Genomic DNA, 15,350 nt, shown 5'->3' with positions numbered 1-15,350 from the left:
GACTCTCGCCTTCGGGTGGGAAACAGACGTCGATAAGCGTGGTGCTCAGCACGCCAACCGTAACAAACCAACGAGCTCGAAACAGGCAAAGAAACGGGTGCCGCGCTGAAGGGGTGCATGGACTAGGGTTGGACACATGTCACGAATTAGTCCCCTGAACTGGCCAGTTCTGCGCCAGCTTCGCGGAGCGGACCCCTTTGCGCGTGGCGAGCACACCGAATCCACCCGCACCCAGGAGATGGAAGGGCGCATCGCGGAGGCTGACCGGGTGGTCAAGTCCGTGTGCCCCTACTGCGCCGTGGGTTGCGGGCAGCGTGTGTACGTCAAGGACGAGAAGGTCATCCAGATCGAAGGTGACCCGGATTCGCCGCACTCCCGCGGCCGTCTGTGCCCGAAGGGTGCCGCATCCGAGCAGCTGGTGAACGCGCCGAACCGCCTCACCGACATTCTTTACCGCGCACCGAAGTCGAAGGAATGGGTCAAGCTCGACCGCGAGACCGCCCTGGAGATGGTCGTGGACCGCTTCATGGAGGCGCGCGCCAACGGCTGGCAGGACGTCGACGAGAAGGGCCGCCCGGTGCGCCGCACCATGGGCATCGCCGGCCTCGGCGGCGCCGCGATGGATAACGAGGAGAACTACCTGATTAAGAAGCTCTGGACCGCCTCGGGCGCGGTGCAGATTGAAAATCAGGCACGTATATGACACTCCTCCACGGTTCCCAGTTTGGGATCCTCCTTTGGCCGCGGCGGCGCAACCCAGCCGCTGCAGGACATGGCAAATGCGGACTGCATTGTCATTCAGGGTTCAAACATGGCCGAGGCGCACCCGGTGGGCTTCCAGTGGGTCATCGAGGCGAAAAACCGCGGCGCGCGGATCATCCACGTCGACCCGCGTTTCACCCGCACCTCGGCGGTGGCGCATAAGCACATCCCGATCCGCGGCGGCTCCGACGTGGTGCTGCTCGGCGCGGTGATCAACTACGTGCTGGAAAACGAGCTGTACTTCGAGGAGTACGTCAAGAGCTTCACCAACGCGTCCACGATCATTTCCGACGACTTCCGCGACACCGAGGATTTGGACGGTCTGTTCTCCGGCTACGACCCGGAGACCGGCGCGTACGACAACTCTTCGTGGCAGCCGAAGCCGGCCTGGGACGCGCAGGTGTCCTGGGACGTGGAGAAGGACGAGACGCTTCAAGATCCGCGCTGCGTGTTCCAGATTCTCAAGCGCCACTACTCGCGCTACACCCCGGAGATGGTGGAGAAGGCCTGCGGCATCTCGCAGGAGGACTTCTACTACCTCGCCAACTCCATCGCCGAGAACTCCGGCCGCGACCGCACCACCTGCTTCGCCTACGCCTTGGGCTGGACGCAGCACACCATGGGTGCGCAGTTCATCCGCACCTGCGCCATTCTGCAGCTGCTCATGGGCAACGTCGGCCGCCCGGGCTCCGGCATCATGGCGCTGCGCGGACACGCCTCCATCCAGGGCTCCACCGACGTGCCGACGCTCTTCCACCTGCTGCCCGGCTACCTGCCGATGCCGCAGGCAGAGGTGCAGACGTGGGACGACTACGTCGACGCGATTGCCAAGCGCGACCAGAAGGGCTTCTGGCAGAAGGGCGACACCTACGCCGTCTCCCTGATGAAGACCTACTGGGGTGACGCCGCGACCGAGGAGAACAACTGGGGCATGGACCTCATGCCGCGCCTCACCGGCGCGCACTCCACGTACCACACGCTGCAGCTCATGCTTGAGGGGCTTGTCGACGGCTACTTCGTGTTCGGCCAGAACCCCGCCGTGGCCCAATCCAACGGCCGCATGCAGCGCATGGCGCTGGCCAAACTGAAGTGGCTGGTGGTGCGCGACTTCCAGGAGATCGAAACCGCGACCTTCTGGAAGGACTCCCCGGAAATCGCCTCGGGTGATCTGGTGACGGAGGAGATCGACACCGAGGTGTTCCTCTTCCCGGCCGCCAACCACGTGGAGAAGGCCGGCACCTTCACCCAGACGCAGCGCATGCTGCAGTGGCGCTTCAAGGCGAAGGACGCCCCGGGCGACGCCGACAGCGACCTGCAGTTCTTCTACGAGCTGGGCTGCCGCATCAAGGACCGCGTGAAGGATTCCACCGATCCCCGCGACCTGCCGCTGCAGAAGATCACCTGGGATTACGATCTTGACGACGACGGCGAGGTGGACGCCGAAAGCGTCCTCCGCGAGATCAACGGCTACTACCTCTCCGGCCCGCGCAAGGGCGAGTTGGTGGACAAGTTCGCCGACCTCACGGCCGACGGCTCCACCAGCTGCGGCTGCTGGATCTACTCGGGCGTGTACGCCGGCGGCGTGAACCGCGCCGCCAACAAGCGCCCGGGCTCGGAGCAGAACGAGATGGCGCTGGACTGGGGTTGGGCGTGGCCCATGAACCGCCGCGTGCTGTACAACCGCGCTTCCGCGGACGCGGACGGCAAGCCGTGGTCCGAGCGCAAGAAGCTCGTCTGGTGGGACGAGGAGAAGGAACTGTGGCAGTCCAATGACGTGGTGGACTTCCCGGTGGACCGCGCCCCCGGCTACAAGCCGGACCGCGACGCCGTGGGCCCCGCCGCGCTTGCCGGCGACGATCCGTTCATCATGCAGCCGGACGGCAAGGGCTGGCTCTTCGCCCCGCGCGGCATGGTTGACGGCCCGATGCCGACGCACTACGAGCCGCAGGAATCCCCGTTCCCGAACTTCCTGTACTCGCAGCAGCAGTCCCCGTCCCGCATCGTCATGCGCGGGCCGAACAACCTCTCCGCGCCGAACTACGGCGAGGCGGGCACCGAGGTGTACCCGTACATGCTGAACACCTACCGCCTGACGGAGATGTACACCTCCGGCGCCATGACCCGCACCCTGCCGTACCTGGCGGAGCTGCAGCCCGAGCTGTTCTGCGAGGTCTCTCCGGAACTCGCGGCCAAGGCGGGCCTGACGCACGGGGAGTGGGCCACCATCATCTCCCCGCGCGGCGCCATTGAGTCGCGCGTGCTGGTGACGGACCGCATCCAGTCCCTCGTCATCGGGGACCGAGAGTACGAGCAGGTGGGCATGCCCTTCCACTACGGCCAGGGCGCCTACGCAGAAGTTGAGGGCGACGGCCCGAACGACCTGCTGGGCATCATGCTCGACCCGAACGTGAACATTCAGGCCTCCAAGGTCTCCGCGGTGGATATCCGCCCGGGCCGGCGCCCCCGCGGCGAGGCCCGCGACGAGCTGATGCGCGAGTACCAGCGCCGCGCCGGGCTGACGGAGGACACCGGCTCGACCCTGGGCAATAAGGCCGCCGAGGAGGCGGCGGGCCTGCGCGACGGTGACGATGCCGCCGAGGCGGACAACACGAAGCACAACATGTCGGAGAGGGAAGGGTAGCGCCATGAGTCGCATGAGCACAAAGAATCGGGTCACCGAGGCGCCGTACCACGTCTCCTACGACCGCTCGGAGCGCAAAGCGTTCTTCACCGACACTTCCATCTGCATCGGCTGCAAGGCCTGCGAGGTGGCGTGCAAGGAGTGGAACCGCAACCCGCAGGACGGCGGCTACGAGTTCTCCGGCATGTCCTACGACAACACCGGTTCCCTCGGCGCGGACACGTGGCGCCACGTGGCGTTCATCGAGCAGTCCGAGGCGCAGATCGAGCGGGCCCGCGAGGAGGGCGCGCAGCTGATTTCGCTCGGCATGCCGGGAGTGCGCGCCGCCGATGTGGATGCTGCGACGCCGGATCCTGCGTCAGCGATGCCGCACGGCACCCCAGATTTCCGCTGGTTGATGTCTTCCGACGTGTGCAAGCACTGCACCAACGCCGGCTGCCTCGACGTGTGCCCCACGGGTGCGCTGTTCCGCACGGAGCACGGCACCGTCGTGGTGCAGGACGACGTCTGCAACGGCTGCGGCACGTGCGTCGCGGGCTGCCCGTTCGGAGTCATCGAGCGGCGTGCCGACGGCGGCGTTGAGAAGCGCAACGAGCGTTCCCCGCGCGTGGGCGAGGATTTCACCCCGGGTGAGGTCGCGCCGATCAAGAACGTCGGCGTGGCGCAGAAGTGCACGATGTGCTTCGACCGCCAGGCGGTGGGCGAGGGCCCGGCGTGCGCCAAGACCTGCCCCACGACGTCGATCAAGTACGGCAGCTACGACGAGATGCTGGCCACTGCCCGCGCCCGCGTCGCCGAGCTGCACGCCCAGGGCCAGACCGAGGCGCGTCTCTACGGCGCGAACAGCGAGGACGGCGTCGGCGGCACCGGGTCGATCTTCCTTTTGCTCGATGCGCCCGAGGTGTACGGCCTGCCGCCGGACCCTGAAGTGCCCACGGCGAACCTGCCGGAGATGGCGAAGCGCGCTGCTGTCGCGGCCGCCGGCCTCATCGGCGCCGCCGCCGCTGCGTTTGCGATTGGAGGTCGAGGCTAAATGGCGCAGTTCGATAACTACCGCCCGCCAGAGGAGCCGCGCCGCCCGCGCGGCGAGCGCAAGCCGGGCGAGCGCAAGCAGCGCCGCGGCGAAGAAATGATGGTGCCGCGCGCCGAGTTCGAGCAGTACGACTCGTACTACGGGCGCCCGATTGTGAAGTTCCCGCCGTGGGAGTGGCCGATCGCCGGCTACCTGTTCCTCGGCGGCGTCGCCGGCGGCTCGGCGCTTCTGGGCGTCGGCGCCGGCGCGACAGGTAACCGTGAGCTGCAGCGCAACGCGCGAATCACCGCCGCGGGCGCGTCCGCGCTGGGATCGCTGTTCCTCGTGGCCGACCTCGGCCGCCCGGAGCGCCTTTTGAACATGTTCCGCGTGTTCAAGCTGTCCTCGCCGATGTCGGTGGGCTCGTGGATCCTCGGGCCGTTCTCCACCGCCGCCGCGGTCGCCGCTGCAGCGGAAGTGGACGAGCTGAGCGGGGAGATCCTGCCGTTGCCGGACTTCGCGCGTTCCTTCCTGCACGCAGCAGCCACCCCGGCCGGTGTGTTCTCGGGTCTCTTGGGCGCGCCGCTGGCCGTCTACACCGCCGTGCTCCTGGGCGACACCTCCGTGCCGCTGTGGCAGCACGCCCGCAAGGACCTTCCGGCGCTGTTCGTGTCGTCTGCGGCCTCGGCCGCATCGGGCGCGGCGCTGGTGACAACGTCGACGGAGCACAACGGCCCAGCCCGCGCGCTCGCCGCTATCGGCGCGGCCTCCGACATCGCGGCGACGAAGGTGCTGGAGAAAAACCTCGAAGCCCCGCTCGAGGAGACGATGCACGACGGCAAGGCCGGCACCCTGCTGAAAACTGCTGAGGTGCTCGTCGCCGCCGGCGGCATCGGCGCAGCGCTCGGCGGCCGCAACCGCGTGGTCGCGGCGCTGTCCGGCGCGGCGCTCATGGCGGGTTCCTGCCTGACGCGTTTCGGCATCATGGCCGCCGGCAAGCGCTCGACCGAAGACCCGAAGTACGTGGTGGAGCCGCAGCGCGCCCGTCTGGCAAAGCGCCGGGAGCAGGGCAACGTCGCCGACTCCATCACCACGGCCGGGTAAGGCGGGCGGGCTAGACCACGCGCACGCGCCCGGTGCCGGCGACGGTCTCGCCGATCACCGGGTAGCCCGGCACCTCGCCGATGACGAGGAGGCCGCCGGATGTCTGGGCGTCGGCAAGCACCAAAAGCTCGTCGAAACCCAGGTCGGAGTCGATGTTGGGCTGCACCCAGTCGAGGTTTCGGCGCGAGCCGCCCGGGATGAAGCCATCCTGGAGGGTCTGGAGAGCGCCGTCGATAAGCGGGACGCGCGAGAAGTCCACCACGGCATCGACGCCGGAGGCGCGGACCATCTTGTAGAGGTGGCCGAGCAGGCCGAAGCCGGTGACATCGGTCGCGGCGCGCACGCCGGCGGCGACGGCAGCCTCGGAGGCCCCGCGGTTGAGCGTGGTCATCACGGCGACGGCCTCGTCAAACCACTCGCCGGTCGCCTTGTGGCGGTTGTTGAGCAGGCCAGAGCCGATCGGCTTGGTCAGCGTGATGGGCAAGCCCGCCTCGGCGGCGTCGTTGCGCATGAGCTTCGCCGGGTCGGCGGTGCCGGTCGCGGCCATGCCGTAGATCGGCTCGGGCGCGGAGATGGAGTGGCCGCCGGTCACGGAGATGCCGGCTTCGGTCGCCGCGTCGAGGCCGCCGCGCAGCACCTCGCGGATGAGTTCCTGCGGCAGCACGTCGCGCGGCCAGCCGAGCAGGTTGATCGCGGTGATCGGGGTGCCGCCCATGGCGTACACGTCGGACAGCGCGTTGACGGCGGCGATCTTGCCCCAGGTGTAGGCGTCGTCGACGACGGGGGTGAAGAAGTCCGCGGTGGAAATCACCGCGAGGTCGTCGCGCACGCGGATCGCGGCGGCGTCGTCGCCGTCGTCGAGGCCGACAATTACGTTCGGATCGGCGAAGCCGACGAGCCCGGCGACCGCGTCCTCGAGCTCGCCGGGAGGGATCTTGCACGCGCAGCCGCCGCCGGCCGCGAACTGGGTCAATCGAATTTCGCTCATACCCGCATGGTAGCGTCGCGCGGTGGAGGCGTACGTGTCCTGGTGGGCGCCCCAGTCTTCAAAACTGGTGAAGTCGAGCATCTCGGCTTGGCAGGTTCGATTCCTGTCCGTCTCCGCCACGCTTTTTTCAGGGAGGCACCATGGACCCGCGACGCGCCATCCCGCGCACTGACACGCTGCTTGCGCGTATCGACGGCGGGGACACACCCGCCCTCAACCAGCACACCCTCAAAGCGCTCGCCTCGAGCGCCCAGGACAGGGCGCGCCGCGGAGAGATCGCCCCGGACGAGGTGGAGGCGAAATTCCTGGCCGACGTCGCGCGCGGGGCGTCGGCGCTCACGCCCGTGATCAACTGCACCGGCGTGGTGGTGCACACCAACGTCGGCCGCGCGCCGCTCGGGGACGCGGCGGTTGCCGCCATGGTCGATGCCGCAGGCTACGTGGACGTTGAGATGGATCTCGCGCGCGGGGAGCGTTCGCGCGAGCGCGGCAAGCAGGCCAACGACGCGCTGCTCGCCGCCTGCCCCGCGGCGGAGGACGCGCTGGTGGTCAACAACGGCGCGGCCGCGCTCCTGCTGGCCGCGGCGACGTTCGCAGAGCACGGCAAGCTGGTCATTTCCCGGGGCGAGCTCATCGAAATCGGCGCCGGCTTCCGCCTGCCGGAGCTCATCGAATCGGCCCGCGTGGACCTCGTCGAGGTGGGTGCGACGAACCGCACGCACCCGGCCGACTACGAGCGCGCCGCCGCGGCCGGCGCCAGGGCGATCCTCAAGGTGCACCCCTCCAACTACCGCGTGGAGGGCTTCACCGCCGCCGTCGGCGTGCGCGAGCTGCGCGGGATCGCGGACGCGCATGGCATGGCCCTGATCGTCGACACGGGTTCCGGGCTCCTCGCGCCCGACCCCGCGCTGCCGGACGAGCCGGATGCCGCCACAGCGCTCGCCGAGGGCGCCGACGTTGTGCTCTTCTCCGGCGACAAGTTGCTCGGCGGGCCGCAGGCGGGCGTGGTGCTCGGGCGCGCCGAGGCGATCGCGGCGATGCGCAAGCACCCGCTGGCGCGCGCGGTACGCATCGACAAGCTGCGCCTCGCCGCGCTCGAGGCGACGCTGCGCGCGAGCGCGAACCCGACGCACGCGTACCTCCACGCCGACGAAGCCCAGCTCAAGGCCCGCGCTGAGGCACTCGCCACGGCCACTGGCGGCACGGTGGTCGCGCACGACGGCCGCGTCGGCGGCGGGGGAGCGCCCGGCCACCCGCTGCCGGGCTGGGCCGTGCGTTACGACGCTTGGTTGGCTGCCCCCCTGCGCCACCGCACCCCCGCAGTGCTGGGGCGCGTGCATGACGGCGGCCTGCTCGTCGACCTGCGCTGCGTGCCGGAGGCGCGCGACGGCGAGGTCGCAGCCGCGATCGCTGAGGAGCTGACGAAGGGGGAGGGGCGATGAGCTACGTCGTCGCCACCGCCGGGCATGTGGACCACGGAAAATCGACGCTGGTCAAACGGCTGACCGGCATGGAGCCGGACCGCTGGGAGGAAGAGCAGCAGCGCGGCCTGACCATCGACCTCGGGTTTGTGTGGGCGGACATCGACGGCGAGGACGTGGCCTTCGTCGACGTGCCCGGGCACGAGCGTTTCATTGCGAACATGCTCGCCGGTGTCGGCCCCGCGCCCGTGGTCATGCTCGTCGTCGCCGCCGACGAGGGCGTGATGGCCCAGACCAAGGAGCACCTCGCCGCCATCGACGCCTTTCGCATCCCCACCGGCGTGATTGCCGTGACGCGCGCCGACCGCGCCGACGAGGCGCGCCGTGCGGCCACCCGCAATGAGATCGTCGACGCTGTGGCCGGCACGACGCTTGAGGATTGGCCCGTCGTGGAGGTCTCGGCCGTGACCGGCGAGGGCCTCGACGCGCTTACCGCGGCGCTGGCAGAGGTGTTGCGCGCGGCCGCCACCCCCGACCCGGACACCCGGGTGCGGTTCTGGGTGGACCGCTCCTTCACCGTCAAGGGCGCGGGCACCGTAGTGACCGGCACGCTCACCGCCGGCACCATCCGCCCCGGCGACAGGCTCGAGCTCAACGGCCGCGAGGTGCACGTCCGCGGCGTGCAATCCGAGGACGCAGCCGTTGACTTTGCCACGCCTGCCCGCCGCGTGGCGCTGAACCTGCGGGACGTGGACGTGGAGCGCATCGGGCGCGGCGACGTGCTGACCACGCCGGACGCCTGGCAGCGCACGAGCGTAGTCGATGTCGCGGTGACTGGCGACCTGCCGCGCGAGGCCGTCGCGCACATCGGCACGGCGGGGATCGGCTGCCGCATCCGCCAGCTGTCGCCGGACTTCGCGCGGCTCACGCTCGACGAGCCGCTGCCGCTCACCCTCGGCGATGCGATAGTCCTGCGCGGCTCCGGCGACCAGCGCATCCTCGCCGGCGCGCGGGCCGTCGACGTCGACCCGCCCGAGTTCACCCGCCGCGGCGACGCCGCCCGCCGTGCGGAGGAACTCGCACCGGAACCCGACATCAGCAAGGAGATCGCGCGCCGCGTTGCGGTCACCCCGGCGCAGCTTCAGCGCCTCGGCTTCAACGTGCCGGACGCGCCGCCGCAGGGTTCTATCGCCTTCGCCGGTTACTGGATCCGCGCCGAGCAAGTCATGGCGTGGAAGGACCAGCTCACGGCCGCCGTCGCCGAGTTCGAGCGGGCGAATCCGCTGGCTGCGGGCGTGTCGGTGGGGGCGGGCGTCGAAAAGCTCAAGCTCCCCGATGCAAAGCTGTTGCCGCTCGCGGCGGCCGCGGCGAAGCTCACGGTGCACGACGGCGTGATCTCTTCGGGGCGTTCGACGGACCTGGGGCCGGGGATTGAGAAGCTGGAGGCGCACCTGCGCGAAAGCCCCTTCGCGGCGCCGGAGGCGGCGGACCTCGCGAGATGGGGTGTGGGCACGAAGGAACTCGCCGCCGCCGAGCGGGCGGGGCGCGTGCTGCGCATCGCCGACGGCGTGGTGCTGCTGCCCGACGCGCCAGCCCGCGCCGTCGCGCTGCTGCGCGGCGTCGACCAGCCGTTTTCCGCCTCGGACGCGCGCAAGGCGTGGGATACGACGCGCCGCGTTGCCATCCCGCTGCTGGAGCTGCTCGACGCGCAAGGAAAAACCCGCCGCGTCGACGGGACGCAGCGGGTGCTGACCTAGAGGCGTTTAGACGCCGTCGGTCTCCTGAGGATCGTTGTCCGCGTCGGCCTTCGTCTCGTGGCGGGTGCCCGGCTCGTGCTCGGCGGGAGCGTAGATGGAGTACAGCTTCGCCGGAGCGTCGGACTCGTTGACAAAGTTGTGCCACTTGCCGGCCGGGACGAATGCCGCCCAGTCAGCGCCGACAACCTGGTCGATCTCGAGGTCGTTCTCGCTCGCACCGATCTGCGCGCGCAGCTCGCCCTCCTCGAGGCGGAGGAACTGATCGTGATCGTCGTGGATCTCAGCGCCGATCTCGCCGCCAACCGGAATCGTCATCACAGTCAGCTGGAGGTTCTTGCCGGTCCACAGCGTGTCGCGGAACGCCTCGTTCTCCACGGTGGCCTTCTCAATGTCAACCACGTACGGGTTGGGGCCGTGATCGTTGCTCATAACGTGCTCCTTTACGTTCGCTTGCAATCGGTCACCGCCCAGCGTAGCGATTTTCGCTGGTGAGAGGCCACGCTAAGTGAGGTTTCGCTTACTTACGGTGCCGCCCGCCCTCGCCCGCGATCCGCTTCGCGCGCCGCAACCGCACCTTCTCCACCTCCGTGAGGTAGCCCTCGGAGGGCTCCACGCTTGCCGACGTCTGCTTCGCCACCAATTGCGCCACCCGCACCGCGCTGCCGCTCGCACCCTCCGGCGCTGCGTGGCGGCCGCGGCGGAGCTCCGCATCCGGGATGTCGACGCGGCCGAACATTTCCGTCGGCGCCGCAAGATCCTCAGGACGCTCGCCGCCCGCGAGTGAGACGTAGCGCGCGGTGTGGCGCGGCTTCGGCGCTTCGGTCTCGTCCATGACGTGGCCGCGGTCGACGAGGACTCCCCACGTCCCATCCGCGTATTCCTCGACCCGCCAGGGGGAGAGGGAGCGCTGGTCGGGGACTTTGAGCGTCGGCACGCGTTGGAGTCCCTCCTCGGGGCCGGCGACGCTGATGCCCGCCATGCCGTCAAGCAGGAAGGCGCGGGCATAGACGGGGCGTTCGCCGGCCTCGGCGGCGGTGTCTTCGAGGATGTAGCCCAGCTCCTCGGCATCCGCGGCATCGAAGCCGCCGAGTACCTTGTCGCCCAGCGTGGCAGCGACCGAGTCGCCGATGCGGTGCAGAGCCACAAACCACTGGCCGGGGGAGCGGGCCCCGAGCAGCTCTGCGTTGTACTCGCCGCGGGCGGTGTCCACCACCACCATGTCACCCGGCGGCAGCACCACCGCGTCGGCGGGGACGTCGTTGCGCGGCACCGCGAGCACCGGCGGCGGCAGCAGCACCTGCACCGCGAACTTCCCAGTCGCAGGGTCCAGGGCGATGGCCGCTGTGGTTTGGGGGCGGAGCAAAGAAGCGTCGATACGCGAGGTGTCCTCGAAGCGCGCGCGTTTGGCGGCGGGAACCTCACCGAGTACCGGACCCTGCGCGCTGTTCGGGCCGACGCGGCGGACGCGCCACGTAGCGGTGAGCGGGTGCGGCTCGAGCAAGACATCCACGTACGCCGCGCCCACGTGACCGCCGAATTCGGCGAAGAGCAGGGCTTGGACCACGCCGGTCGCCGTGATTTCTTCGGCCGCGCCCCACACCGACGGGGCGAGCGGGTATAGGCGGGTGCTCATTGCACCACTGTAACCCGCGGGGCTACACGGCAGCCTCGGCGGTGCGGCCGCGGGTCTTGCCGATCAGCTTCACCACGGCCAGGATCAGCAGGCCGGTGATGAGGCCGAAGACCAGCGAGACACCGGTATCCACCAGCCAGCTTGCGAAGCCGCCGCCGACGGCTTCGGCACCGCGCTCGATGATGTCGTGCGGCCAGTGCCAGCCGAAGACCTCGTGGAAGCCCCGGACGATCAGGTGGCCGCCGACCCAGAGCATGGCGATGGTGCCGATCACGCCGATCGCGTTGAGCACATGCGGCATGCCCTTGACCAGCGCGCGGCCGGTGCGCGGGGCGTTGCCGCGCTCGATCATGCCGCGGCCGATGTCGTCGATTTTGACCAGGAGCGCCACCGCGCCGTACACGGCGAGGGTGATGAAGATGCCGACGGCGATGAGGACGGCGGCCTGCATCCAGAACGACTCATCTGCGATCCCGTCGAGCGCGATGATCATGATTTCCGCGCTGAGGATCAGGTCAGTGGTAATTGCACTCTTGACCAGCGAATCTTCATCCTCAGGGCTTTTGTTCACCGCCCGCTCCTGCTCCGCCTCGTGGTCCGCGGTGAGCTTGTGCACGATCTTCTCCGCGCCTTCGAAGCACAGGTACGTGCCGCCGATCATGAGCAGCGGCGTGAGCGCCCACGGTGCGAACGCGTTGAGCAGCAGCGCGATCGGCAGAATGATGAGGAGCTTGTTGCGCAGGGACCCCTTGGTGATCTTCCAGATCATCGGCAGCTCGCGCGCTGGGGTGACGTTGGAGACGTACTGCGGGGTCACGGCAGCGTCGTCGATGACCACACCGGCCGCCTTCGCGGACGTCTTCGCAGTGAGCGCCGCGACATCGTCGACGGAGGATGCAGCGGTGCGGGCGATGAGCGCGACGTCATCGAGCAGAGCGAGGAGGCCACCGGCCATCGGGGATCCTTCCGGAAAATGTGCAGTAACGCAACGAAACTACCACCAGTTGCGCAGCGGCGGGGGTTTTGGTCCCGGCGCGGAACGGCAAAACCCGCGCCGGGCTCTGGTGCTGAGCTCGGCACGGGTTCTCGCGGCAGCGTCCGGCGCTATTGCGCGGCCTCCTCGGTCGGCGTGTAGCGGATCCGCTTGCGCCCCCGCTCCACCTCCGGATCCGGAATCGGGATGGCGCTCAAGAGCGCCTTGGTGTACGGGTGCTGCGGGTTGTCGAAGACGTCGTCCGCCTCACCGAACTCCACGAAGTCGCCCTTGTACATCACTGCGACGCGGTCAGACAGGTGGCGCACCACCGACAGGTCGTGTGCGACGAAAAGGTAGGACAGGCCCAGCTCGCGCTTCAGCGATTCGAGCAGGTTGATCACGCCCGCCTGGATCGACACGTCGAGCGCGGAGACCGGCTCGTCGAGCACGATGATCGCCGGGTTCGTTGCCAGCGCGCGGGCGAGGCCGATGCGCTGGCGCTGGCCGCCGGAGAAGTGGCCGGGGAAGCGGTCGATCTGGGACTCGTCGAGGCCCACGGTGCGCATGAGCTCCGCGATGCGGGCGTCCTTGTCCCCCTCGTAACCGAGCGCGTCGAGCGGCTCCTGGATGATCTCTTTCACCGTCATGCGCGGGTTGAGTGAGCTCATCGGGTCCTGGAACACCATTTGCAAGTTGCGGCGCGCCTTCTGGCGGGATGCGGTGTTGAACTTCGAGGCGTCCTCGCCGCAAATGACGATGCGGCTGCCGGGCGCCGGGTCGAGATTCATGATCTCCAGCAGGGTGGTGGTCTTGCCGGAGCCGGACTCGCCCACGATGGCCATGCACTCGCCGGCGCGCAGGTCGAAAGACACGTTCTTCACGGCGTGGACGGTGCCTACACGGCGCTTCACCAGCGCGCCCTTCGTCAGCGGGAACTCTTTGTTCAGGTTCTCCACCTCGAGGGTCACCTCGCGCTCCTCGCGCGGGATGCCGGCGTACTTGTCCTCCGGCAGCACCGGGGTGGGGTAGAGCGGCTTGCCGTTGAGCTTGCCGTCCTGGATCTCCTCGTGGCGGATGCAGGCCACCTGGTGGCCCGCGGCATCATCGACGGCGATCATCGGCGGCTCGCCCTGGAGGCACGCGTCGACGGCGATGGGGCAGCGCGGCGCGAACTGGCAGCGGGCCTGCATGTTGACCAACTTGGGCGGGGTGCCTTCGATGTAGGTCAGCGGTTCGGTCGACGGCTGGTCCACGCGCGGGGTGGAGCCGAGCAGGCCGATGGAATACGGCATGCGCGGCTGTTTGAAGATGGTGTGGACGTCGCCCTTCTCCACCGGGCGGCCGCCGTACATCACCAGCACGTCGTCGGCGGTGCCGGCGACGACACCCATGTCGTGGGTGATCATGATGCAGGCGGCGCCGGTCTCGCGCTGGGCCACCTTGATCACGTCGAGGATCTGGGCCTGGATGGTCACATCCAGTGCCGTCGTCGGCTCGTCGGCGATGATGATGTTCGGGTTGTTCGCAATCGCGATGGCGATGACCACGCGCTGGCGCATACCGCCGGAGAATTCGTGCGGGAAGGACTTCAGGCGCTTCTTCGGTTCCGGGATACCCACGAGGTCCAACAACTCCGCGGCACGGTCCAAGGCCTTGCCCTTGGGGATGTTGTTGTGAGCCTGCAGGGCTTCGACGAGCTGGGTGCCGATGTCGTACACCGGGGTCAGCGCCGAGAGCGGGTCCTGGAAGATCATGCCGATCTCCTTGCCGCGGATCTTCGACATCTCCCGGTCGTTCTTCGTCAGCAGCTCCTCGCCGCCGTACATGACGGAGCCAGTTACCTTGGCGTACTCGGGCAGCAGGCCCATGACGGCCATGGACGTCACGGACTTACCGGAGCCGGACTCGCCGACGATGCCGAGAGTGCGGCCGCGGTAGAGGTCGAAGTCGACGCCGCGCACCGCGGAGACCACGCCGGCCTCGGACGGGAAGGAAACGTGGAGGTCGCGAACGCTGAGCACCGGGTCGCCGTACGACGGATTCTGCGGGGCTGCGCCGCCGCTGGTGGAAATACTGGTTGTCATGCTCGGCCTCCGGAGTTCGAGTTCGGGTCGAGCGCATCACGCATACCGTCAGCCATGAAGGCGAGCGACACCGTCAAGAGGGTCAGAATCAGAGCCGGGAAGTAGAACTGCCACGGCGTGGTCAAAAGCGTGCCGGTACCGGTCTGCAGGAGGGTACCCAGGGAAACGTCGGGAAGCTTCACGCCCAGGCCCAAGAAGGACAGCGCCGTCTCGGACATGATCGTGGACACCACGCCCATCATGAACTGGATGATCAGCAGCGAAGAAACGTTCGGGATGATGTGGCGCACGATCGTCTTCGGGCGGGAAACACCCATGAAGCGCGCGGCGCGCACATAGTCGTTCTCTCTGATTGAGAGTGCGAGGGACCAGATCACACGGGCGGGGTACATCCAGCCGAAGGCGATCAGCACCACCGTGAGCACCTTCCAGTCGCCGCCGGAGCCGGAGACCAGAAGAGCGATGAGCAGGAAGGTCGGGACTGCGAGCATGAAGTGGATGACGGCCAGGACGACCTTCTCCAGCGAGCCGCCGTAGAGCGCAGCGCCGGCGCCGATGATCGCGGACAGGATCGTGATCGCCAGCGCCGCCGGGACCGCGATGGTCAGCGAGCGGCCGAGGCCGTGCACCACTTGTGCGAACAGGTCGTTGCCGGAGTCCGTGGTGCCGAACCAGTGCTCGGCGCTCGGGCCGGTGGCGAGGTTGAAGAAGTCCGGCTCGTCGTAGCCCCACGGGCTGATGAACTTGCCAAACACGGCGAGCAGCACCAGCAACAGGAAGATGATGGTGCCCACGACGGCCATGCGGTTACGTAGGAAACGTCGCAAGTAAATGCGGCTCTTGGACGTGCCGCGGAGCGCGGCCACCTGGGTGGGCGGCTCCTCGGTGACAACGCTGTCAGCCTGGCTGCTGGGATCGGAGGTCGCGGTCATGTCGTTGACCGGGAGAGCGGCGTGCATGACGCGGGTGCTG

The 15,350-nt window shown here is 68.6% G+C and carries 11 protein-coding genes and 1 tRNA gene; 6 read left to right on the top strand and 6 right to left on the bottom strand.

What is annotated here, in order from left to right; genetic code table 11:
- Window positions 1–136 precede the first annotated feature (136 nt).
- Genes fdnG through nrfD form a run of 3 tightly spaced genes read left to right on the top strand, consistent with a single transcriptional unit; the run spans window position 137 to window position 5,519 of the window.
- Window positions 137–3,403, top strand: a complete 3,267-nt coding sequence (gene fdnG, locus M5J20_RS04360) for a formate dehydrogenase-N subunit alpha (RefSeq protein WP_253576755.1) — start codon at window positions 137–139, stop codon at window positions 3,401–3,403.
- A 13-nt stretch (window positions 3,404–3,416) separates the two neighbouring features.
- Entirely contained in the window at window positions 3,417–4,436 is a 1,020-nt protein-coding gene (locus M5J20_RS04355) for a 4Fe-4S dicluster domain-containing protein (RefSeq protein ID WP_253576949.1), read from the top strand.
- The gene (gene nrfD / locus M5J20_RS04350; protein WP_253576752.1) at window positions 4,437–5,519 is read left to right on the top strand and encodes an NrfD/PsrC family molybdoenzyme membrane anchor subunit; all 1,083 of its coding nucleotides are present in this window, start codon (window positions 4,437–4,439) and stop codon (window positions 5,517–5,519) included.
- Window positions 5,520–5,529: 10 nt separating this feature from the next.
- Here nrfD and selD read toward each other — a convergent pair whose 3' ends face one another.
- Complete coding sequence (selD, locus tag M5J20_RS04345; RefSeq protein WP_253576749.1) at window positions 5,530–6,507, bottom strand: selenide, water dikinase SelD; 978 nt, start codon at window positions 6,505–6,507, stop codon at window positions 5,530–5,532.
- Between the two features lie 24 nt (window positions 6,508–6,531).
- Here selD and M5J20_RS04340 point away from each other — a divergent pair.
- The 3 genes from M5J20_RS04340 (at window position 6,532) to selB (ending at window position 9,685) form a co-directional block, all read left to right on the top strand.
- Window positions 6,532–6,626, top strand: a tRNA-Sec gene (locus tag M5J20_RS04340).
- Between the two features lie 21 nt (window positions 6,627–6,647).
- The gene (gene selA, locus M5J20_RS04335; protein WP_253576747.1) at window positions 6,648–7,949 is read left to right on the top strand and encodes an L-seryl-tRNA(Sec) selenium transferase; all 1,302 of its coding nucleotides are present in this window, start codon (window positions 6,648–6,650) and stop codon (window positions 7,947–7,949) included.
- Window positions 7,946–9,685, top strand: coding sequence for a selenocysteine-specific translation elongation factor (gene selB / locus M5J20_RS04330; protein ID WP_253576744.1), 1,740 nt, complete (start codon window positions 7,946–7,948; stop codon window positions 9,683–9,685). The genes selA and selB overlap by 4 nt, the downstream gene beginning before the upstream one ends.
- Window positions 9,686–9,691: 6 nt before the next feature.
- On the opposite strand, the gene M5J20_RS04325 is transcribed toward selB, so the two are convergent.
- The 5 genes from M5J20_RS04325 to M5J20_RS04305 all read right to left on the bottom strand — a co-directional run bounded on the left by M5J20_RS04325 (window position 9,692) and on the right by M5J20_RS04305 (window position 15,337).
- Window positions 9,692–10,114 (bottom strand): cupin domain-containing protein, encoded by a 423-nt coding sequence (locus M5J20_RS04325; RefSeq protein WP_253576741.1) that lies wholly within the window; start codon window positions 10,112–10,114, stop codon window positions 9,692–9,694.
- An 88-nt stretch (window positions 10,115–10,202) separates the two neighbouring features.
- On the bottom strand, window positions 10,203–11,318 hold the full coding sequence (locus M5J20_RS04320; RefSeq protein WP_253576738.1) for a hypothetical protein: 1,116 nt from the start codon (window positions 11,316–11,318) through the stop codon (window positions 10,203–10,205).
- 22 nt (window positions 11,319–11,340) lie between these two features.
- The gene (locus M5J20_RS04315) at window positions 11,341–12,273 is read right to left on the bottom strand and encodes a DUF808 domain-containing protein (protein WP_253576734.1); all 933 of its coding nucleotides are present in this window, start codon (window positions 12,271–12,273) and stop codon (window positions 11,341–11,343) included.
- Between the two features lie 149 nt (window positions 12,274–12,422).
- Entirely contained in the window at window positions 12,423–14,378 is a 1,956-nt protein-coding gene (locus M5J20_RS04310) for a dipeptide ABC transporter ATP-binding protein (protein WP_253576731.1), read from the bottom strand.
- On the bottom strand, window positions 14,375–15,337 hold the full coding sequence (locus M5J20_RS04305; RefSeq protein WP_253576946.1) for an ABC transporter permease: 963 nt from the start codon (window positions 15,335–15,337) through the stop codon (window positions 14,375–14,377). The genes M5J20_RS04310 and M5J20_RS04305 overlap by 4 nt, the downstream gene beginning before the upstream one ends.
- Window positions 15,338–15,350: the final 13 nt, after the last annotated feature.

Source organism: Corynebacterium stercoris, assembly GCF_024160105.1.
Classification (GTDB): Bacteria; Actinomycetota; Actinomycetes; order Mycobacteriales; family Mycobacteriaceae; genus Corynebacterium; species Corynebacterium stercoris.
Note: the sequence above shows the minus strand (reverse complement) of the source record. Positions and strands in the feature narration are given on the sequence as shown.